The organism is Psychrobacter sp. R86515, assembly GCF_042466315.1.
Taxonomy (GTDB): domain Bacteria; phylum Pseudomonadota; class Gammaproteobacteria; order Pseudomonadales; family Moraxellaceae; genus Psychrobacter.
Genome location: NZ_JAXHCC010000001.1, coordinates 751926 through 772970, shown reverse-complemented (window position 1 = coordinate 772970; position 21045 = coordinate 751926). Strand labels below are relative to the sequence as shown.

Below are 21045 nucleotides of genomic sequence, written 5' to 3'. Positions count from 1 at the left end.
TTCATGTAGGTACAATGCGGCCGTCATGCATGGTGATGACGCGATCTGCCATCTCGGCAAGTGCAGGGTCATGAGTCACGACAACCAGTGCCGAGCCAACTTGTTGGCGTAAATCCAATAGCAGCTGCATAACTTGATCGGCGTTTTGCTCATCTAAGTTACCCGTTGGCTCATCAGCAAACACAATCTTTGGGTGCGATACCAGTGCTCGTGCTACTGCTGTACGCTGCTGCTCACCACCTGATAATTGATTGGGTAAGCTGTTACGTCTATGACCTAAGTCGACCGCATCTATCAGCTCGTCTACCCGTGATGGGTTTGGACGTCTGGCAATATCAAGTGGAAAGGCGATATTTTCAGCGACGGTCAGTGTGGGAAGTAGATGAAATGACTGAAAGACAAAGCCCATATCCTGCTGACGAATGACGGCTAGCGCATCCTCGTCAAGACTGCTAAGCATTTGACCTGCCAGCGACACCGTACCACTATCGGGATAGTCTAATGCTGCGAGTAAACCTAACAAAGTAGATTTACCCGAGCCTGATTTACCCATGATGACCACAAACTCGCCCGCGTTGACATAGATATCTACGTCTTTAATGATGGACAACTTTTGCTCACCGACTTGTACGGTTTTATTTAACTGTGAGGCGGTCAGTAGTGCCTGTGTCTTAGCGTCTGCTTGTGGCGTTGCTGTGGCAGTCGAAAATGATGATGTCATTACAGTATCTCGTTTAATGGTCTCGTTAAGTAGTCTCGTTTGTCTTATTTTTTATCGTATTGTCTTGAGCCGTTGCAGCTGTATTATCGGTAACGGCTGTTTTTAACTCTTGTAGTTCTTCTAACTCTTTTAACTTAGGCTCTAGAATAGGTAGGATATTGTTATTAACGATAATCTCGTAGCCTTCTTTGGTTGGATGAATCGCATCTGCTTGGTTGAGCTCTCGGTCACCGCCGACGCCCTCTAAGAAGAACGGAATGAGCGTTAGATTCATGTCTTTCGCAATACGAGGATAAATGTCTGAGAATGCCGCAACGTATTCACTGCCTAGATTGTCATAGATCGACATACCGCCTAAGATGACGACACTACCATTGTCTTGCAGATGTTTAACCGCAGTACGAATATTGGCTTCAATGGTCGCCACATCGATGCCGCGTATCGCATCGTTAGCACCGATAGTCAATATGGTGATGTCAGGTTTGGTTTGCGATACCCAGTCCAGTCGATTGACCAATCCTGTACTGGTCTCACCGCTTAAACCTGAGTTGATAACTTTGGCGTTAGCATAGCCCATCTCTTGCAGACGATCTTCTAACTGAGCAGGATAGTTGTCTTCTTTATCCACTCCCAGACCTTCTGTCAGTGAGTCACCAAGCGCTAAAATAGTAAGTGATGAGGATTTGACCTGCTGATCAGTTGTTGCTGCGGTTTCAGTGGCTACTGGAGCAGTGCTGGTTTGACTGTTAGTCGCTTCAGTACTGGTACTCTGCGTGTCAGTAGCAGATGTCGTTTCAGCTTCTTTTTGACAGCCACTGATAGCCATTACAGCCGCGAGCATGGCGATAGCAGGCAAGCTCTGAGCAAAACGAGAGGGAAATTTCATCATGGGTGTTATGTCCTATATGCAATCAAACCAGTGTCTAGTCAAATCCTATCTAAACCAGATACAGTCTCAGTCGGATGAATCCTCAGGCGCGCTCAGTCTACTATTGGTAGTACTTTCACTCACCTTCCTTGTATCCAGCTTACATTGAGTATCCAGCTTACATTGAGTATCCAGCTTATATTAAGTATCTAAGTTATATTAAACTGACTATAGCAAAATAAGACAGTGACCTATATTGGCCTAAGGTTAATTTAAGGCCGCTTTATTGCGCGTTAGCAATCATAGCCTTGTAGACCACAAAAACTGATAGAAATGAAAGCTGATAGCAATCAAATATATTTACCATCGACCATTACTGGACGACTAACAAGCCAAGCAATCACGACGTTGACAATCATCAGTATCAGCATAATAAAAAGCGGCATACTCCAACTACCAGTCATTTCATGTAGCCAACCTGTACCTAACGGTCCAAAAAACGCAATGACATAACCCACTGCTTGAGCCATACCAGACAGCTCACTGGCTTGATTGGTCGTATAGGTACGCATAGAGAACAGCATCATGCTCAAGGTAAAAATTGCCGAACAGCCCATGCCCATCATGCCTGACCATAGCCATGCCAAGTCAGTCGATAGATAACTGACGCCCAATATACCAATGACATTTAGCACAGCAGCAAATACCGCCAACGCCTGAATAGGGCGGCCGCGATTGACCAGCCAAGTTAAACTTAATATAGAAACCGGTGCCATAAACTGAAATACAGAACCCATTTGTCCAGCACTGACGGCGGATAGTCCCTTACTGACCCAAATCGACGGTAAAAAACTGGCAACGGTATAAAACAATAATGACTGCAAACCCATAAAAATAGCAATCTGCCACGCAAAGGTGGTTCGCCACATAGAGATATCAGAAGAACCTAAAGCCGCAGGGATAACCGCTTGATGGTTGGATGAACCCAAACGTACACGTAAGAACAGCCAAATAACAAAGGCAAAAACACCTAGTATCGTCCAACCACCCAATGCCCACTGCCAACCAACTTGCTCCGATAATGGTAGTACTACACCTGCGACGATACCTGCTGCTGTGGTCATCGTTAGACTAAACAACCCTGTAATCAGCGGAATATGTTGCGGGGTACGCTGCTTAATGACCGGTGCTGCTAAAGTATTAGCGAAACCAATGGCGAGGGTAAGCAACAAAGTACCAATTAAAAACCCACTCCACGTCGGGATAGCGGTACGAATAATTATCCCTACCGTCAATAGCCCAATCATAGCAATCAGTGTGTTTTCTAGTCCGAACCGCTTGCCAATGGTTGGGGAAATCAGCGCACCAACGGCAAAGCTAAGCATAGGCACGGCCCCTAGCCAACCTATCTGAAACTCAGAGATATCAAGCGCGTCCTTTACCACTGGGGCGATAGAACCTAGCGCGACGATAGGTGCACGCATATTGGTGGCTAGTAGAATCATGGCACACAGCACCAACCAAAAGGTAAAGCGTGAGGAGGGCAGGCTAGATGAAGCAGATAGATTGGACGAGGTAGACATAGCAGCACAACGATGACAGCGAAAAAGAACACGTTATTAAACAGCGTCAAGCAATTGCCGCTTATAAAATAACACCAGAGAGCATTTACTCAGACACGTACCTAAACGGTAAGCGATATCGTAAATCAGACCGAAAAATATATGTAGCGCGTAAGACACAAAATTTGCTGAACTGACTTTGCTAAATTGGCAGGCAGCTTAGTCAAAATATATGTGTGGTTACTTCGAGTTACGGCTTTAAAATCGTGATGATAAGAGATGGCGATAATAAGCAATCTTAAATAAGCAGCCTTATCGCACAATAAAAATAGCGCCAAGTCACTTTTGAATGACTTGACGCTATTATAAGAACATATGTTAGGTAAATGCTACCAGCGTATGGTAACCAATAGGCTATTAAACCGATTTACCCAATTGAGCAGCTCTTAATGCATTCTCTTGCTGTTCAGCGATTAATGAATCGCACTTATTGGGATCATTACCACAAAATGAGCAATTTTCGTCACCCATCAATTTGGCAACACCGCCACAAGATCCTCTAAGCGGCTTTTTTTTGACCATATAACCGACGCCCATAAAAATGAAGAATAGGACAAATACGGTAAAAGTAATGGCAAGCATAGGAAGCAGTTGGCTAAGCATAGAGGAAACCTCATTTTAAAAAATAGGGCAGTTATTAGTAGTGCTGTCTAAGTTCATGACAGCTAAGCACCGTTAATAACAACTGTATAATAGTATAGCAAATTTTAGTGCAGCTCGTTGTGCGTTAACGTATTATCTTGTTTCACATCTATCACTTACCAATGGCTTTTAGAATGTGCCATCTAGAGTTTGAAGTATGTTTATAGCTTTTTATCAGCACGTAACGCTTTCATCGCTGGTGTCTGTACCACTTGCCAATCGTCAATGTTATCGTCAGCAGCTTCGTTGGACATATCGTCAGAACCCTTTGCTTTTACATCGTCAGCTAGTACCACGAACATAGCCGCTAGATTTTGCGTTTTAGCGACGTTTAGTGCTTTGTGATAAGGCATCGCGGTAAGGGCAGTTGCCCACGCATCCGCCAATGCAACCGAATCAGCTGCGACAGTAACTGAAGGTGCACCGCCTGCAATAGGGTTGCCCGTTGTCGGATCGATAGTATGGCTATAGCGTTTGCCATCGAATATGACAGAGTTGCGATAATTGCCAGAGGTCGCTAGATGCATTTGGCTAGCCGTGTTTTTTGGTTGGCGAATAGCAGATATGGTCTGACGTTCGCTGACAGTACTGCCTTCAATAGGGGCGTCAATCGCAATTTGCCATGGCTGCTGTTGGTTATTCACACCAGAGGTGGCAATTTCACCGCCGATCTCAACCATATAATTACGAATTTGATAATCATCTCTCAGGACATCAGCGATAACATCGACGCCATAACCTTTGGCAACAGCAGAAAAGTCTAAACCAACGCCGTCTTTGGTTTTGTAGATGGTATCGTCTTTCTTTATGATGCTCTCAAAATCGACCAATGCTTTGGCTTGCGCAATCTCAATGGCAGTTGGGGGGCTTTGTAGTCGCTCGACCGTCATGGTACTCCCAAAACCCCATGTGTTTACGAGTGGCATAACGGTAGGGTCAAAAGCACCGCCAGATTGCTGATAGACAATTTGTGACACATCTAGCACATGACTAAAATCCGCATCGATAGTGATAGGTTTGTCTTTGCCCAAACGATTGAATGTAGATATCGTTGAGTCATTTTGATAAGTAGACATGCTATCGTTAATTTGTTTTAGGCGCTCGTCTACCGTAGCTTGTATGGCAGCTTCGTCCGCATCATCAGGCAACTGATAGCTAATATGGTAGCTCGTCCCCATCGTCTCACCGATCAGATAGTTATAGTCTGGGGTTTGCTGGCAAGCGCTGAGACCTAAAGTACTGGCAAGACCAACGACGCTTACTAAGGTAAGATGTATAGGTTTTTTGGAAGATAAGCTGGATATAGTGTTTTTCATAATATTTTCGGTATGGCGTAGAAATGAGTAGGGTGTAAAACAAGCCACGCTTATTTTACACCCCTTGAACCCAAAAATACTAATGAAGGCACCATTCAGCGACAATTCGTTCGGTTGAGTAGTTTACTTCACTTGTGACTCACGTATGAGCTTATAGAGTTTTGGCGGAGAAACACGGTTGACCCGTGTGGCCAGTTTTTCTTTACGACCAGCGACGATGATATATTCCTCTCCCTTGGTGAGCGCCTTCACGACTTGTTTGGCAAACTTAGTCGCAGTCAAACCGTTATTGGTTGCCTCATCCATCGTACCTTGTGCGCTACCGTCGCCAGTCAACGCATTGATAGAGATACTGGTCTGGATAAACCCGGGGAATATCGTGGCTACTTCGATACCTTGGTCATGTAGCTCAGCCCGCAAGCTGTTTGCCCACATATGCAGCGCTGCCTTGGCTGCCCCATAAGCACCTCGATATTGTGTACCCAATAAACCTGCCACACTCGAAACCATTACTACTTTGCCGCCGCCTTGTGCAATCATATCAGGCAACGCCAGTCTAGTAAGACGCGTCTGAGCAAAATAATCTATTTCCATGATTTGGCGTTCAACTTCTTCAGCCGTGTCCATGATAAGCGAACGCTGACTAATACCAGCGTTATTGATGAGCCAGTCGATTTTCCCCGCCTGAGCTTTAGCAGTGTCATAAGCGTCTTTGGTTTGACTAGCATCACTGATATCAAAAGGAACGACAATGTGCTTGTTAGCACGTTTGCAGCTGTTTTTGACCACCTCCAACTTATCACTGTCACGTCCACTTAGAATAATCCTAGCGCCGCGTTTGGCGAAGGCAACGGCTAATGCTTGCCCAATACCGCTAGAAGCACCGGTAATCCAAATGGTCAAATCTTTGTATTTCGTTTTCATAAGAGTCCTTTCTCAATGTTTAGATAGTCCATCATATAGGATAATAAAGCGACTCTACTAGCTAGATTTGTAGTCTGCAAAGGCACTACTATGTGTAAAAATCGCACAAAAAAAGAGCCTCAATTGAGACTCTTTTTTTATTCTTAGATTTGTGCTGTCAGATTAATTCTCTAACTTAACCACCGAAATCATCAAGCATGATGTTTTCGTCTTCCACGCCCATGCTGTGTAGCATGTCGATTACGGCAGCGTTCATCATCGGTGGCCCACACATGTAATATTCACAGTCTTCTGGGTTTGGATGATCTTTCAGATAGTTTTCGAGCAATACGTTATGGATAAAGCCTGTTGGACCTTCCCAGTTATCTTCTGGTAATGGGTCAGACAGTGCAACATGCCACTCAAAATTATCGAACTCTTCTTCTAGCTGATCATAGTCTTCAACGTAGAACATCTCACGAATAGAACGAGCACCATACCAGAAGCTAATCTTACGATCAGTATTCAAGCGTTTGAGCTGATCAAAGATATGTGAGCGCATCGGGGCCATACCAGCACCACCACCAACAAAGATCATTTCAGCTTCGGTCTTCTTGGCAAAGAACTCACCATAAGGACCTGAAACTGTCACTTTGTCACCAGGTACTAAGCTAAATACCCATGAAGACATTTTGCCTGGTGGAATACCGTCAGGACCACGTGGCGGTGGACTTGCGATACGGATGTTAAATTTGATGAGGCCTTTCTCTTCAGGATAGTTGGCCATTGAGTAAGCACGGATAACTGGCTCATCAACTTTTGAGACATAGTTGAAGATACCGAATTTTTCCCAGTCTTCTCTATACTCTTCATCAACCACAAAGTCTTTGTAGTGTACTTCGTGCGGTGGCGCTTCCAACTGTACATAACCACCAGCGCGGAAGTTTACTTCTTCGCCTTCTGGAATTTTTAGTACCAGCTCTTTAATGAAAGTGGCAACGTTATCGTTAGAGATAACTTCACATTCCCATTTCTGTACATCAAAGAACTCAGGGTCAATCTCAATTTTCATGTCTTGCTTAACAGCTACCTGACAAGCTAAGCGCATGTGATTGCGGATTTCACCTTGGGTAAAATAGCCTTCTTCGGTGGGCAAAATAGAACCACCACCTTCAATAACGCGGCAACGACACTGCGCACAAGTACCACCACCACCACAAGCTGAAGATAAAAATATACCTTCGCCCGCTAGCGTTTGTAGTAGTTTGCCGCCAGCTGGTGTCACCACATCATTATCGGGATTATCATTAATATGGATAGTGACATCGCCTGAACTGACCAGTCTTGAGCGTGCCGCCAAAATAATAGCGACGAGGCCCATGATGATCAAGGTAAACATAGCAACGCCACCAATCGCCGTAGCGTAATCCATGGTAGGTATCCTTAATCTATGGGGTAGCGGTGTGGGGGCATAATCTATGCTGTACCCAAACCTCTACCGAATAAATGAATTAAATAAGTCAAATAGCTATTGAAAGCTTTGAGCTTAGCGGTTTAGATGGACATACCACCGAACGACATAAAGCCGAGCGACATAAGACCAACCGTGATAAAAGTAATACCAAGACCACGCAGCGGTGCTGGAATATCTGAGTATTTTAGCTTTTCACGGATACCCGCCAATGCTGTAATAGCAAGTGCCCAACCGAAGCCTGCACCCACACCATAGACAACAGATTCACCAAAGTTATAGTCACGCTCAACCATAAATAGTACACCACCTAAGATGGCACAGTTTACGGTGATTAGTGGTAAGAATACCCCAAGTGCGTTATATAGACTCGGTACAAACTTGTCCAAAAACATCTCTAGGATCTGTACGGTGGCTGCAATCAAACCGATATAACTTAGCAATCCTAAGAAGCTCAAGTCGATATCAGGGAAACCTGCCCATGCCAGCGCACCGTCTTTTAGGATGAACTGGAATAGTAAATTATTTAGTGGAACGGTAATTGCCATTACGACAACAACCGCAACACCTAGACCAATCGCTGTAGAGACTTTTTTGGATACGGCCAAAAAAGTACACATGCCTAAGAAGTAGGCAAGCGCCATGTTCTCAATAAAGACTGAGGTTATAAATAAACTAACATAATGTCCCATTAGTGACCGCCTCCATGTGCCATGCCTTTAGACTGCGGCTTCATTACAAACTCAGCTTCTTCAACTTGTTCTGGTTTCCAGATACGGACAACAGCGATGAACAAACCAATGATAAAGAACGCTGATGGTGGTAACAGTAATAGACCGTTTGGTATGTACCAACCGCCATCAGTGACTGGCTGTAGAATCGTAATACCGAACCAAGTACCAGCACCCAATAGCTCACGGATAGTTGCAACGAATAGTAGTACTGCTGAGTAACCAAGACCGTTACCAATACCGTCTAAAAAGCTTGGGATTGGTGGGTTGCTCATAGCAAATGCTTCAGCACGGCCCATAACGATACAGTTCGTGATGATCAAACCAACGAAAACTGACAAACCTTTACTGACGTCATAAGCAACTGCTTTTAGTACCTGATCAACCAAGATAACCAACGAAGCAATAATCGTCATCTGTACGATGATACGAATGCTTGATGGAATTTGTTTACGGATAATCGAGATAAAGAAGCTTGAAAATGCCGTTACCAAGGTCAATGCCACACACATAACCATAGCGTTAGCCATGCTGGTGGTGACAGCCAATGCCGAACAGATACCAAGAATCTGTAGGGCAATAGGGTTATTATCAAAGATAGGCGTGGTTAAAATGCTTTTAGTGTCAGCCATGTTATGCCTCCTTGCCGTTTGCTACTGGTAGCTTGGCTGCCAATTCGGTTTTAGGTTGAGCTGCCAGCTTTGATTGATTTGCTTGCGTGTCTGCACCTTCAACCGTTTGGCCGCTCTTTTCGCGTAGCGTATCTAGATAAGGTTTATAACCTTGCTCGCCTAACCAAAACTGAATCATGTTGCTGACGCCGCGGCTAGTCAATGTCGCACCGCTGATGCCATCAACCCAGTTCTCTTTTGGGTTACCAGCTTTGGTTACACCAGTGGCAACGTTACCATTCTCGTCATAAGACTCGATACCGCTCCACTTTGCACGCCACTCTGGCTCTTCGATACGAGCGCCAAGGCCTGGGGTTTCTTTATGCTCGTAGAAACTGATACCTTTGATGGTATTCATATCACTTTCGAGCGTTAAGAAACCATAGATAGTGCCCCATAGACCGTAGCCTTGAATTGGCAATACAACCGTTTCTGGCTGACCTGCGTCATCATTTTTGACATAGACTTTGGCATATTTTGGCTTACGACCAATACCAGCAGGATCGTTGTCACCCAAGTCTTCACTTAAAGCTTGGTTTTTTGTCGCTTGACTGGCGTCATAAGCATTACGATCAGGGATGCCAGCAGTTTTTAGCGCATCGTCATCGAGATAAGTACCTTCGTTTAGATCAATGATTTTTACTTCAAAGTCTTTAAAACGTTCGGCGACATCATCTGCTGTATCAGACTCAGCGTCATACATATCAGCCGCGACTAAGATGTTTTTGTTGCGGTCTAAACGAGCGTTTTCAACTTGCGCAGGCTTTAGACCAACAGCCACTGCTGAGACCAACACTGAACACACCAAGCATAGCGTCAAAGCCACACTGATGGTTTTCGCGTTATTACTTTTGGGCTTGGACATAGCGAACCCTCCGAGCGGTTTGGCGTTTGATATTTGCTTGAGTCACAAAGTAATCAAACAATGGAGCAAATAAGTTGGCGAATAGAATGGCCAGCATGATGCCTTCTGGGAAAGCAGGGTTGATGACACGAATCAATACAGTCATAAAACCAATCAAGATACCGTAAGCCCAGCGGCCTTTGTTTGTATGCGCAGCTGATACTGGATCGGTTGCCATAAATACAGCACCGAAAGCAAAGCCACCGATAACTAAGTGCCAGTAGAACGGCAAGCTCATCATCATGTTGTCTTCAGAGCCAATCATATTGAACACAAGAGACGTAGCAATCAGACCGACCACACAACCTGCCATAATGCGCCAAGAAGCAATACGCGTCCATAGCAACACTGCAGCACCCATCAGGATGGCTAGTGTCGATACTTCACCAATACTACCTTGCATGTTGCCTAAGAATGCATCACTCCACGTGATGGCATTACCATAGACGTCGACGAAGTCCTGAGGAACCACACCAAGGGCTGCAAGGCCAAGAGGGGTTGCACCTGAGAAACCATCTACTGCCGTCCATACTGAGTCACCAGACATATAGGCTGGATAAGCAAAGTATAAGAATGCACGACCCGATAGGGCAGGGTTAAGGAAGTTCTTACCAGTACCACCGAACACTTCTTTTGCGACAACCACACCGAAGATAATACCTAGGGCAACTTGCCATAAAGGAATATCAGGTGGTAGACATAATGCAAATAGAACTGAAGTCACAAAGAAACCTTCGTTGACCTCGTGCCCACGGACGACAGCAAAGATAATCTCACAGAGAATACCCACTGCAAACGTCACGATATAAATAGGCAAGAACTGCATCGCACCATAGACGAAGCTTGCCCAGATACTGTCTGGGTTATAGCCTGCCATGCTAGTGATCACAGTACGCCAGCCTTCAGGCTGCAAGCCAAGCTGAGCGATAGCGGTTAGTGCTTGATGACCAATGTTGTACATACCCCAAAACATTGCTGGGAACGTACATAGCCATACGGTAATCATAATACGCTTTAGGTCAATCCCGTCACGTACATGCGATGACGCATAAGTGGTTGAGCTTGGTTGACGTAAGAACGTATCAAACATCTCAAAAATAGCGTAGTACTTTTCGTGTTTGCCGCCTTTGGTGAAAGATGGCTCCATACGATCGAACATATTGTGTAAAAATTTCATCGTGGTTAGCCCTCCAGCTCAATGCGCGTTAAGTTATCACGCAAAATATCACCGAATTCATATTTGCCAGGAGATACAAAGGTGCATAGTGCCAAATCTTCTTCGTCCAGTTCAAGCACGCCCAAATCTACGGCGCTAATGATGTCTTCGACGATCAATGCACGTAGTAATTGAGTTGGTAGGTAATCTTGTGGCATGACTTCTTCATAGACACCGATTGGTACCATCGCTCGTGGTGAGCCGTTACTTGTGGTAGTAAAGTCGTACTTTTTGCCACCAAAGAACTGCGAAATATAGATAGGCAGTTTTGAGAAGCGGTTTTTACCTGGAGTAAAGAAGTGGAACGCAGGACGCTCACGACCTTCAGTCAATACGCTGATCTGATTGTGAAAACGACCCAGATAGGCGATGTTTTCAAACACTTTGCGACCGGACAATACTGAACCTGAAATGATACGGTTCTCGCCAGCAGCCAGTTTACCTTTGGTCAATGCAGTAATATCAGCACCACGCTCAGTCATAACCAAATGCGGGTTAGTGACAGCAGGTCCTGCTAAGCTCACCATGCGGCGAGTATATAGACGACCTGTCGTGAACAATTTACCGATGGCAATCACGTCTTGGTAACCAATCGTCCATACGGTCACACCGCGGCTGATAGGGTGCAAAAAGTGAATGTGCGTACCAGCAAGACCAGCTGGGTGCTTACCAGCAAAACCATGATACTCAGTGACGTTATTCGCTGCAGTTTTTGCAACTGGTGTCAGTTGGGTATCGCCATGATGGCAGACAAAGGTCTTTGGACTAAGCGTAGATAATACAGCAAGTCCATCATTGAACGCTTGTAGCTGCTCATTGATCACAAGCATCGGGTCAAAGGCAAGTGGATTGGTATCCATTGCTGTGACAAAGATGGCATGTGGACGAGCGCCGATTTCGGGTGCGCGGCTATAAGGACGCGTCCGGAACGCGGTCCATTCGCCAGAGGCAATCAGTTGGGTTTCAACGACTTCAGAGTCTAGGTCAGCAAGCTGCTGTGAGTCATAGCGCTCAAAGTCTACTTCTTCACCATTTGGGTCGACCGCAATCACAAGACTCTCAAACACTCGACGTTCGCCACGTTTAACAGCGACGACCTTACCGGCAGCAGGGGCAGTGTAGATCACGCCAACACGTTTTTTGTCTTCATAAACGGGCTGACCTTTGGCTACAATGTCACCTTCTTTGACATTCATAGTGGGCTTCATACCCACATAATCATAGCCAACAAGTGCTACATGTGTCGGTTGGTGCTCAGATATCTCGCGGGAGGGTTCACCAGTGATGGGCAAATCCAAACCTTTTTTGATGGTAATCATAAGCGAAAACTTAGTCCATAGTCTAAAACGATACCAGACGTCCTGTTTGGTATATCGGTAGCATGAACATTTGTATCACTCAATAAAGCCTTCAATCGTCTATTTCCTTTATAGTGAAATAGGGATGAAAGCTCTGTGAAGACAATACATGATCATAACTACTAGTAAGAGTATTAACGCTGACCTTAGACTCCTTAACAACACGTTAATGTCTTATTCGAATTACCAAAGTGGCGACTGGCTACCAAGGTGTATGCTAAAACCGTTTCATCGAAATCAATCGCTACAGCACATGGCTAAAAGCGACTGGTTTAAATACAAATGGCTTTATCACACGTTTCATTGAAATTTAAAACTTGTAACACCAGTATGTTTGACCATCTCTCGTTCACTAATACCGTTTAAAGGTATTCGATAGAATAAGAGTGTGGCCAAATAACGATCTATTAAGGTAGATGATATACTGGTTAAAAGACAAACTAGCTAAGCAACTGATAAGCAAACCTCGCTTATTATAAGCTGCTATAGTTTTAATCGTAACGGTTTTAATCTAGTTAGCTAGTGATAGGGACTTGCAAGACATCTAATTAAGGTTAAATACCGCAGAATCGATGGTTTAGAGACTATTGGTTGAGATTTTTTCAGATAGTCCTTTTTAGCAATTTCTTGGCCAATATTTTATTGGCGTATTGAAGGATTGCTCGATCCATCCTGATCACCATGCTGTATTAGTGAGTTGTAACAACTCAACAAAAAGCGTAACACATGGTTACTATCACATAGAAACAAATAAAAATTTACCTAGGATTATACGCTAAATTGACCTAAAATTGCCAGTCAGTAATAGAATTTAACGATTGTTGGTAGTGATTCTACGTACTAAAACTTATGGTTATGATTGTCTAGTTTCTGTCTTTCTTATTTATATTCAAACAGATTGTTAACTTAGCGATGTCTTGGTTTTCGATCTGTCCATAATTTATGCTACTTTTAAGCAGCGTTTTCTCTCGTTATTTGATGCTTCGATAACGTTTCATTCTCAAAATTTTAATTTACTAAATTTATTGCCAATCTTGTGCTTTATAAGGAATGCTATATGTGTGCTGTGCCTGTCATTATCCCGGCTATTGATTTAAAAGATGGTAAGTGTGTACGTTTAAAACAAGGCCGTATGGAAGATGATACGGTGTTCTCTGATGACCCAGTTGCTATGGCAGCGCGTTGGGTAGATGAAGGCGCGCGTCGCTTACATTTGGTCGATTTGAATGGTGCTTTTGATGGCGTGCCAGTACATAGACAAGTGGTCAATGATATCACCAAAGCCTATCCGAACCTGCCTATTCAATTGGGTGGCGGTGTACGCAACATGAATACCATCGAGCAGTATATTACCGCAGGTTTGACATATATCATTATCGGTACAAAAGCCGTTGAAGATCCTGATTTTGTCGCGGAAGCTTGCCGCGAATTTGCAGGGCATATCATCGTCGGTATCGATGCCAAAGACGGTATGGTAGCCACTCATGGCTGGGCAAACGTGACAGATACCAAAGCGACCGAGCTTGCTAAGCGCTTTGCAGATGTAGGCGTGTCTTCAATCGTTTATACTGATATTGCCCGCGATGGCATGATGCAAGGCGTTAACGTCGAACAAACTGTTAATTTGGCGCGTGAAGGCGGACTACCTGTGATTGCATCAGGTGGCGTTACTGACATGAAAGATATCGAGCTGTTAAAGCCGTATGGTGATTGTATTGAAGGTATCATCACTGGTCGTGCTATCTATGAAGGCACGCTGAACTTGAGCGAAGCACAGCTTTATTTAGATAGCTAAATAAAGCTAGGCAGATAAAATCAGACAGCTAATTATCAGCAATCAGCTAAGCGAGAAAAATCCGTAAAAAGTAAAGGATGCTTATGGCCACTTACATTGACCGTCCGATAGTACGCAGTTTTATAAAAGCGTGGGGTCAAATGGTGTTGCTACTAAGCATCCTTTTTGCGTTCTCAGCACATGCTGCCAGTGAAGAAATTTCTGGTGTCGCAGCAGCGTTAGGTATAGAGACGACTGAAAGTGTAGATACGACAGAGGCAAGCGTATCTAACAATGATTCTGCTATATCAGAAAATGAGACATCAACAGGTAATACCACAGAACCTGCTAGCTCATTGCCAACGCCTGCTCCGCCGCCAGTCATCAGTGGCGAAAGCACTAATAATGCTCAAATCGAGACCACACCTACTCCGCAAAAAGACAACGATATTCGTCAACGTATCAGCGGTATTTTCTCTGAAATCGAAGGCTTACAAGCCGTCAACGTTAGTGTCACCCAAGGGGTCGTTACCCTAACGGGAGAAACAGCCAACGAAAAAAAAGCACAGCAAGCGATTAACTTAACCAACCGACTAACAGATGTCGTCACTGTAGAAGATAGAATTAACCGCACGCTAGATGTTCAAGAGAATGTCTCAACGGTCTATCAAGGTCTAAAAGCGCAGGTGACCAATCTTGTGAAGGCTCTGCCGCTACTATTGGTCGGCATCGTTATATTTGCCTTGGTAGCATGGTTTGGCAGCTGGTTATCTAATCGCAAAAAAATGTGGCAACGTCTGACGCCCAATCCATTTGTCGCTGAGCTGCTGTCACAAACGGTCAAAGTCATCTTTATTATCTTTGGTCTGATTCTAGGACTAAGTCTGATAGGTGCAGAGACGATTTTAGGTACATTGCTTGGTGGTGCAGGTGTCATTGGTATTGCGGTTGGTTTCGCAGTCAAAGATACCATTGAAAATTATATCGCTTCACTAATGCTGAGCATTCGCCAACCTTTTCGTGCTCGTGACCATATCGTGATTAATGGACAAGAGGGCATCGTGGTTCGTTTGACCTCGCGCGCGACGATACTGATGACACTGGATGGTAATCAGCTGCGCATTCCTAATGCTGAAGTCTTTAAAGGTACCATTCTAAATTACACCAAAAATCCTGAGCGCCGATTCACCTTTGAGCTAGGCGTTGATGCCAATGATGATCCTTTAGCAGCAATTAAAGTAGGGCTAGATGCGATACTTACACTAGCGTTTGTCTTGGACGAGCCCAAAGCGATTGCGGTCATTACCAATGTGGGCGATTCTAATATTGTTTTGGAATTTCAGGTTTGGGTAGACCAATCAGAGACTGACTTTGCCAAAGCACGCAGTATCGCCATTCGTGAGACCAAGCATGCACTAGAAGATAAAGGCTTTAGCTTACCTGAGCCTATCTATCGTCTGCGCTTCAACAATAAGTTAGAAAAAGCCTTTGAGCACATGCAAAGCAGTGTCAGCAATGCTAATAATATTCAATCTGATATGACGATTACTCCGACTATCCCTAAGCCTGCTGAAACAAATCAGGTCAGCGAAAGTCATACAGATGACCAAGATAAAAAACAAGCCAAGGCTCGAGCCAAGACCATTTTACAAGGTCGCAGTGCTAATGAGGTTCTCGATGCCCGTCCTGACGATAAACTGATGGAAAAAGTCGAGCAAGAGATTGCTCAAAGCTCAGATGAGACCGATTTATTGAATAATAATAGCCCGCAAGAATAGGTACTAGACGTTAAATAAAATTTAGGCATAAAAAGTGCAACAGAATCTATATTTGGTGGTTATTCGAATACGGGGCTTTTTATGGAAATGAAACACGTCATTATCTTTGCAGTAATTGGTATTGTAGCATTGCTTGGCTTTAACATTATTAATGGCAATAGTCGTGAACAAAATAGAGAGATTGCAGCCAGTAGTATAGCCGCTGAACAGTCTGATTCTACAATAGTTACCTCTGATACAGATATTACTAGCCAGCCACTTAGTCAACAGCCGAAAGCTATCGTAGATAGTGCTACCAGTAAAATTGACCAAGCGCAGCAAGCCGAGCAAGACCGTGTAAACCAATTGGACGATGCGCAATAGGCACAATAAATAGCTATATCATTGATGATTGAAAAGTACATAGCATAAAAAAGGCTAACGATCACGTTAGCCTTTTTTATAGTATTACAACATCAGTATCTAAGTATCAGTCTAAACTTAGCTTTTTTTGGCAGCGCCTCTGCGGTTGCTGCTTCTTTTTGCTGGGGCTTTCTTAGGCTGCTCTTTCTTCGGTTGACCTTTTTTAGTTTGGTTCATTGCACTAGATTGCAATTTAGCCTTCAAATCAAAATCAATCTGTAGCAGATCCATATTGACACCCGCAACCTTAACTTTAACCGAATCACCAAGTCCAAATAGCGTGCCTTTATCTTTACCAATAAGCTGCTGTTGCTGCTCATCGTAAACAAAGAAATCATCGCCAACGTTTGAGATATGAACCAAACCATCGATATATAAGTCAGTCAATGTGACGAATAGACCAAAGCTAGTAACCGTAGTCACAACACCTTCGAACTCTTCACCGACATGATCCGTCATATAGTGACACTTGAGCCAAGATTCTACATAACGTGATGCTTTTTCTGCACGGCGTTCTGTATCTGATGTTTGTGTACCAGCACCTTCAAGAGAAAAGTCCATAACAGGCTGTGGGCTATTGGTGACTTTTGCCTTAATCGCACGATGCAGCATCAAATCTGGATAACGGCGAATCGGCGAGGTAAAGTGGCTATATTCGTCATATGCTAAGCCAAAGTGACCAATATTGTCAGGTGCATAGTTTGCTTGCATCATTGAACGCAGCAGCATGCTATGAATACTGATAGCATCTGGTCTATCTTTAGTCGCTTCGATAATGCGCTGATAATCCGCTTGCGTTGGATTCTCTTCTGGGAATGGTAAGCCAAAGTTTTTTGCATATTCATGAATACGCATCGACTTCTCATTATCAGGCTTATCATGGTTACGATATAAGACTGGTAACTCATGCTTAAGCGCGAAGTTTGCAGCACAAGTATTGGCAAGCAGCATACACTCTTCGATTAGCTTCTGAGAGTCACCACGAGTGCGTGGTAAAATCGCTTCGATTCCGCCTTTCTCGTTGAACTTAATATACGTTTCAACCGTTTCAAATTCCATTGCATGACGTTCTTCACGCTTTTTAAGCAGTAGCTCATACAATTGATGTAAGGTATCAATAGATTTTTTAACGTCTTTATTACCCGTTAGTGATTTAGGTAATCTCTTATCATTTGGGTTCACAAGATAATCATTTACTTGATTATAAGTTAAACGGGCTTGTGAGTGCATCACTGACGGATAGAACTCATATCCAGTCACTTTACCGGCGCGCGATATCTTGATATCAGCAACCATACATAAGCGATCTAGATTAGGGTTCAGTGAACACAGACCGTTAGATAACACTTCAGGCAACATCGGAATCACGCGATGCGGGAAGTATACTGAAGTACCACGCTCATAGGCATCTTGGTCAAGTGGTGAATTCGGTGTCACATAATAGCTGACATCCGCAATCGCAACCACAACACGGTAGTTACCACCAGAGCGCTTTTCAGCAAATACAGCATCATCAAAGTCACGAGCATCTTCGCCATCGATAGTGACAAGCGGTAGATGACGTATGTCTGTGCGACCTTTTATATCTTTTTCGGTTGGCTCTTGATAATCATCAGCTTGTTTAAGAGCAGTTTCGCTAAAATCTGATGGAATATCATAGTTGAGCAGGGTAGTCTCAATAATTAATTCACGATCATTATCGTCAGACAGCACTTCAGTGATTTTACCAGTGGCAAATTCATGCTGGTTTGGCCAGTCAATGATATCGACTTTAACAGGAGCGCCTTGTTTGATATTTAGCGCCTGAACATTGTCATCAGTAACCGTAATCGGTTGATGATTGTTTGGGCTACCAAGCTCAACACAATAGCCGTCTTCATCACGAGCAAGTGTACCGATAAAGTTGTTTTGACGACGTTCGACAACATCGACGATACGCCCTTCGGTACGTCCACGATTGTCTGTCGAAGTGCCGACGGCTGCTACTGTATCGCCATTGAATACCCAGCGCATTTGTTTTTCATGTAAAAACAAATCTGGCATATCACTCAACACCACAAACCCAAAACCCTTTGGATGTGCAGACACCATACCTGTGACGATATCTTGCTTGGTCACTGTGCGATAGCGATAAGGACGACCATCACGGTTTACTTGTCCATCACGCGCCATTGCCTTTAGGCGATTGCCTAAAGCATCGAATTGATCTGGATCGTCAATATTAAAGGCTTTTGCCAATTGTTGATGCGTGACTTCCCCATGCTCGTTAATCGTGCTGAGTATCAGCTCACGACTAGGAATCGGGTTGTCATATTTTTTTGCCTCACTTGAGGCGTTTGGATCATTCCAACTCATAAATTACCGTATCTATTTTTAAAATTATTAATAGTGGCTATCTTAACACGAACGACGTTGCAATATCTTGCGTCAATTGTCTTATGTGTATTCAGTAGCAGGAAGCGGTCAGTTTTCTGACGACCGCTATAGGGATAAATCAAATATCAATATCGACATTGCTCGATTGGTTAGTGATTTTTTTACTATCCAACTCTTTTGAGACTTCTAATACCGTAGTCTGATTTGATTTATCCAAGTATTTTTGTGCTTTATCTACTTCAGTGGTCAGTGTATTGACCGTTTGCTTCATATTCTCTAGCGCTTCAATTTTATAATTACTAATCATATCCATAGTGTCATAGACATTATTAAAGGCATTTTGCAGTTTATCAAGCTCAATGCTACTGCTAGTCGCCTGCTCATGAATCTCACCTGACTGACGCTTGAGCATCGCTGAAGTTGATTCAATCAAACTACTGGTGGTTTTGTTCAATGCAGTAATTTGATCTAATACCAATTTTTGATTGGTCATTGCTTGAGCAACGACCACAGCCGTGCGTAATGCAGACACAGTAGTCGTGGTTGCGCGATCGACCCCTTTAATCAGCTCTAAGTTATTGCGGCGAATAGTATCAAGCGCCAAATAGCCTTGTACATTCACTGCTAACTGGGTTAAAAAGTCAGTGTTTTTTTGACGGACATAAAACAGCATTTCTTCTTTAATGATGCGCGCTTTTTCTGGATCTGTTGCTTCTATCGCATAGACCTTTTGCTCAAGTTGCTCATCAATCTTTTTGCCAACATAGACATACTGGCGAATAGACTGCATCAGCTCCCACATATTGACTTTTTCTTGCTCAATCATTGCATTGTCTTTAAGCAATTCATCTTTACCATTGTAGAGACTGGTCACAACGGCATTGATGTGCGACTGCGCTGACTCATACTGACGGAAATAATCTTGTACTTTGTTGCCGAATGGAATGAGACCGAACAGCTTGCGGGAACTGGTCAGCTCCTTTTTGCTCGGATCTAAGTCCTCAACAATACCACGTAGTTCCGTTAGCGATTTGGCGATAGGAGAGTTGTCGAATAAGCTGTCATTCAGACTTTTTGCGGGCAAATCTAACATTCGATTAGATACTTGCGCAGATTCACGAATCTCTTTTGTACCTAGATTATGAATAGACTGTACGTTCTGTCGAAACTCATCACTATGCACAGAGTTGGTAATCACATGATCGACAAAAGCATCAACCTTGGCATCGAGCTCAGGAATTTGGCTTTCATCCAATTTGACCATCTGATCTGCTTCACTTTTCTGTATTTCTTTCACAGGTTCAGGCGCTGTTAGAGAGATACTGGGAGTTGTAGCGTTTTCTGGTGGTGTCAATTCTTGCATGAAATATCCTCTGATATCGGAGAAGGGAAGTGTTTGTTGTCAACGACTCTGACAGTCGTGATATACATTGTTTTTATCTATACACTTAGCTTTTTTGCACTTATAAATTGTCTTTAGCTCGTACTAATTTTTATCAAATGATCATTAGTTACTGCTAAATACTGACGAGCAAATATCACTAGATCTTTAGATTACCGTGTAATCAGAAAGTTGAGAAGGTGGATTTTGTAAAATAGCGTCAGTCAATGATACTAGGCTATTTATGTTCAATATAGCTATGTTCATTACAGCAGTTTTTGAGTCCAAATAATAAAAAACCATCAATATCCCGCAGCATATTGATGGTTAGAGTTATAAATAGCTATATAGACTAACAGCCACCACTCAAAGCAATCCAATAGACAGATTACTTTTTCTTAGTGGGTCCAAGCAGCATACCCATCTGACGACCTTCCATCTTAGGGTACTGTTCGACGTTTGAGATATCAGCAGTATCTTCAATGATACGATCAAGTTGTTTGCGACCGATATCTTGGTGCGCCATTTCACGTCCGCGGAAACGGATGCTAATTTTAACTTTGTCTTGATCTTCCAAGAAGCTCACGATTTTTCTCAGTTTAACCTGATAATCGGCCTCTTCGGTACTAGGACGTAGCTTCATCTCTTTAAGCTGAGTCTGCTTTTGGTTTTTCTTAGCTTCTTTAGCCTTTTGCTTTTGATCATAGAGGAAGTGCTTATAATCCATGATCTTACATACTGGCGGCTTAGCTTCAGGAACTAATTCAACCAAATCTAGATTTTCATCACGTGCCGCTTTCATCGCGGTTGCGATATCAACCACGCCCATTTGCTCGCCATCTTCTTTAACGAGACGGACTTCTTTGACATTGATATCTTCGTTGATGTTCAAACGGTTGGACTGTTTAATA

Annotated in this window: 18 protein-coding genes; 3 read left to right on the top strand and 15 right to left on the bottom strand. The window is 43.5% G+C overall.

Annotated elements, in window-relative coordinates; genetic code table 11:
- Nucleotide 1: 1 nt before the first annotated feature.
- The 12 genes from SJY28_RS03245 to SJY28_RS03190 form a co-directional block, all read right to left on the bottom strand.
- On the bottom strand, nucleotides 2-721 hold the full coding sequence (locus tag SJY28_RS03245; RefSeq protein ID WP_290163936.1) for an ABC transporter ATP-binding protein: 720 nt from the start codon (nucleotides 719-721) through the stop codon (nucleotides 2-4).
- Nucleotides 722-746: 25 nt separating this feature from the next.
- Nucleotides 747-1610 carry a GDSL-type esterase/lipase family protein gene (locus SJY28_RS03240; RefSeq protein ID WP_379543404.1) on the bottom strand — a complete coding sequence of 288 codons (864 nt, stop codon included), beginning with the start codon at nucleotides 1608-1610 and terminating at the stop codon, nucleotides 747-749.
- 329 nt (nucleotides 1611-1939) lie between these two features.
- Nucleotides 1940-3172, bottom strand: coding sequence for a CynX/NimT family MFS transporter (locus SJY28_RS03235; RefSeq protein WP_379543403.1), 1233 nt, complete (start codon nucleotides 3170-3172; stop codon nucleotides 1940-1942).
- A 396-nt stretch (nucleotides 3173-3568) separates the two neighbouring features.
- Complete coding sequence (gene nqrM, locus SJY28_RS03230; protein WP_057762175.1) at nucleotides 3569-3814, bottom strand: (Na+)-NQR maturation NqrM; 246 nt, start codon at nucleotides 3812-3814, stop codon at nucleotides 3569-3571.
- 200 nt (nucleotides 3815-4014) lie between these two features.
- Entirely contained in the window at nucleotides 4015-5169 is a 1155-nt protein-coding gene (locus SJY28_RS03225; RefSeq protein WP_379543402.1) for an FAD:protein FMN transferase, read from the bottom strand.
- Nucleotides 5170-5292: 123 nt separating this feature from the next.
- Nucleotides 5293-6093 carry an SDR family NAD(P)-dependent oxidoreductase gene (locus SJY28_RS03220; RefSeq protein ID WP_379543401.1) on the bottom strand — a complete coding sequence of 267 codons (801 nt, stop codon included), beginning with the start codon at nucleotides 6091-6093 and terminating at the stop codon, nucleotides 5293-5295.
- A gap of 175 nt (nucleotides 6094-6268) precedes the next feature.
- Nucleotides 6269-7504, bottom strand: coding sequence for an NADH:ubiquinone reductase (Na(+)-transporting) subunit F (nqrF, locus tag SJY28_RS03215; RefSeq protein ID WP_102078341.1), 1236 nt, complete (start codon nucleotides 7502-7504; stop codon nucleotides 6269-6271).
- Between the two features lie 122 nt (nucleotides 7505-7626).
- Nucleotides 7627-8235 (bottom strand): NADH:ubiquinone reductase (Na(+)-transporting) subunit E, encoded by a 609-nt coding sequence (nqrE, locus tag SJY28_RS03210; RefSeq protein WP_011281361.1) that lies wholly within the window; start codon nucleotides 8233-8235, stop codon nucleotides 7627-7629.
- Nucleotides 8235-8906, bottom strand: a complete 672-nt coding sequence (locus SJY28_RS03205; RefSeq protein ID WP_057762168.1) for an NADH:ubiquinone reductase (Na(+)-transporting) subunit D — start codon at nucleotides 8904-8906, stop codon at nucleotides 8235-8237. The genes nqrE and SJY28_RS03205 overlap by 1 nt, the downstream gene beginning before the upstream one ends.
- Before the next feature lies 1 nt (nucleotide 8907).
- The gene (locus SJY28_RS03200; RefSeq protein WP_165598635.1) at nucleotides 8908-9810 is read right to left on the bottom strand and encodes a Na(+)-translocating NADH-quinone reductase subunit C; all 903 of its coding nucleotides are present in this window, start codon (nucleotides 9808-9810) and stop codon (nucleotides 8908-8910) included.
- Nucleotides 9791-11026 carry an NADH:ubiquinone reductase (Na(+)-transporting) subunit B gene (locus SJY28_RS03195; RefSeq protein ID WP_057762164.1) on the bottom strand — a complete coding sequence of 412 codons (1236 nt, stop codon included), beginning with the start codon at nucleotides 11024-11026 and terminating at the stop codon, nucleotides 9791-9793. Before SJY28_RS03195 ends, SJY28_RS03200 begins: the two co-directional genes overlap by 20 nt.
- 5 nt (nucleotides 11027-11031) lie before the next feature.
- Complete coding sequence (locus tag SJY28_RS03190) at nucleotides 11032-12384, bottom strand: Na(+)-translocating NADH-quinone reductase subunit A (protein WP_165598636.1); 1353 nt, start codon at nucleotides 12382-12384, stop codon at nucleotides 11032-11034.
- Nucleotides 12385-13480: 1096 nt separating this feature from the next.
- Between SJY28_RS03190 and hisA the strand changes: the two genes are divergently transcribed.
- The 3 genes from hisA to SJY28_RS03175 all read left to right on the top strand — a co-directional run bounded on the left by hisA (nucleotide 13481) and on the right by SJY28_RS03175 (nucleotide 16338).
- Nucleotides 13481-14218, top strand: coding sequence for a 1-(5-phosphoribosyl)-5-[(5-phosphoribosylamino)methylideneamino]imidazole-4-carboxamide isomerase (hisA, locus tag SJY28_RS03185; RefSeq protein WP_102091064.1), 738 nt, complete (start codon nucleotides 13481-13483; stop codon nucleotides 14216-14218).
- A gap of 83 nt (nucleotides 14219-14301) precedes the next feature.
- Nucleotides 14302-15975: a mechanosensitive ion channel domain-containing protein gene (locus SJY28_RS03180; protein ID WP_379543400.1), complete on the top strand. Its 1674-nt coding sequence runs from the start codon at nucleotides 14302-14304 to the stop codon at nucleotides 15973-15975.
- A gap of 81 nt (nucleotides 15976-16056) precedes the next feature.
- On the top strand, nucleotides 16057-16338 hold the full coding sequence (locus tag SJY28_RS03175) for a hypothetical protein (protein ID WP_379543399.1): 282 nt from the start codon (nucleotides 16057-16059) through the stop codon (nucleotides 16336-16338).
- 117 nt (nucleotides 16339-16455) lie between these two features.
- Here SJY28_RS03175 and rnr read toward each other — a convergent pair whose 3' ends face one another.
- From rnr to infC, 3 genes are all read right to left on the bottom strand, one after another.
- Nucleotides 16456-18732: a ribonuclease R gene (gene rnr, locus SJY28_RS03170; RefSeq protein ID WP_379543398.1), complete on the bottom strand. Its 2277-nt coding sequence runs from the start codon at nucleotides 18730-18732 to the stop codon at nucleotides 16456-16458.
- Between the two features lie 139 nt (nucleotides 18733-18871).
- Nucleotides 18872-20116 (bottom strand): toxic anion resistance protein, encoded by a 1245-nt coding sequence (locus SJY28_RS03165; RefSeq protein ID WP_298811134.1) that lies wholly within the window; start codon nucleotides 20114-20116, stop codon nucleotides 18872-18874.
- 406 nt (nucleotides 20117-20522) lie between these two features.
- Nucleotides 20523-21026: a translation initiation factor IF-3 gene (gene infC, locus SJY28_RS03160; protein WP_057762155.1), complete on the bottom strand. Its 504-nt coding sequence runs from the start codon at nucleotides 21024-21026 to the stop codon at nucleotides 20523-20525.
- Nucleotides 21027-21045 lie beyond the last annotated feature (19 nt).